This is a genomic window from Geminicoccus flavidas (assembly GCF_009806515.1).
Classification (GTDB): Bacteria; Pseudomonadota; Alphaproteobacteria; order Geminicoccales; family Geminicoccaceae; genus Geminicoccus; species Geminicoccus flavidus.
This window is the reverse complement of record NZ_WUJP01000096.1, coordinates 1-1,014: the sequence shown is the minus strand read 5'-3', so window position 1 is coordinate 1,014 and position 1,014 is coordinate 1. Positions and strand designations below refer to the sequence as shown.

Sequence of the window (1,014 nt, the reverse complement as noted above, 5' to 3'; positions counted from 1 at the left end):
GTCGCCGCGCGCGACCAGGAGGCGGACCGAGCTGGCTCCGTCCTCGGCCGCACTGCGCACCGCGTCGATCACCTTCTGCGGCCCGTCGACCTGCTCGCTGCCGACCGCCACGATGACGTCGCCCTGCGCGATGCCCTTCTCCTGGGCGGGGCTGCCGCTCATCACGTCCTGGACCAGCGCGCCCTCGACCGTACCGGGCACGCCCAGTTCCTGGCGGGCCTCGTCGGTGAGCGGCGCCAGGGCCAGGCCCAGGCGCGGCTGCTCCGCAGGTGCCGCGGTCTCGGCCTGGGCGACCTGCTGGTCCGTCGGCATCTGGCCGACTTCCAGCGACACGGTCTGCTCCTTGCCGTCGCGCCAGATCTTCACTTCCGCGGCATGGCCGGGGTCGGTGTCCGCGACCGCACGGGTAAGCTGGGTCAGCCGCTCGATCGGGTGCCCGTCGAAGCTCAGGATCACGTCGCCCTCCTGCAGCCCGGCCTTCGCCGCGGGCCCATCCGGCGTGACCTGGCTCACCAGCGCGCCGCTACGCTCCGTCAGGCCGAACGAGCTCTTGAGGTCCTCGTCCATCTGCTGGATGCCGACACCGATCCAGCCGCGCTCGACCGAGCCGTTCTCGATCAGCTCCGCGGTCACCGACTTGGCGAGGTTGGAGGAGATGGCGAAGCCGATGCCCACGCTGCCGCCGGACGGCGAGAAGATCATGCTGTTCACGCCGATCACGTTGCCGTCGAGATCGAAGGTCGGACCGCCGGAATTGCCGCGGTTGATCGGGGCGTCGACCTGGATGAAGTCGTCATAGGGCCCGCTGCCGATCTCTCGGCCGGTGGCCGACACGATCCCGGCGGTCACGGTGCTGCCCAGGCCGAACGGGTTGCCGACCGCGATCACCTTGTCGCCGACCCGGACCTTGTCGCTGTCCGACCACTTCAGCGCGGTGAGCGGCTGCTTGCTCTCCACCTTGATCACCGCCAGGTCGGTCTTGGGATCGATGCCGACCAGCTCGGCCGGCAGTCG

General features: G+C 70.3%; 1 protein-coding gene. It reads right to left on the bottom strand.

Features of this window, described 5'->3' with window-relative positions:
- On the bottom strand, positions 1 to 1,014 hold a 1,014-nt coding region (locus EQG76_RS02480; protein ID WP_159710305.1), incomplete at both ends, for a PDZ domain-containing protein.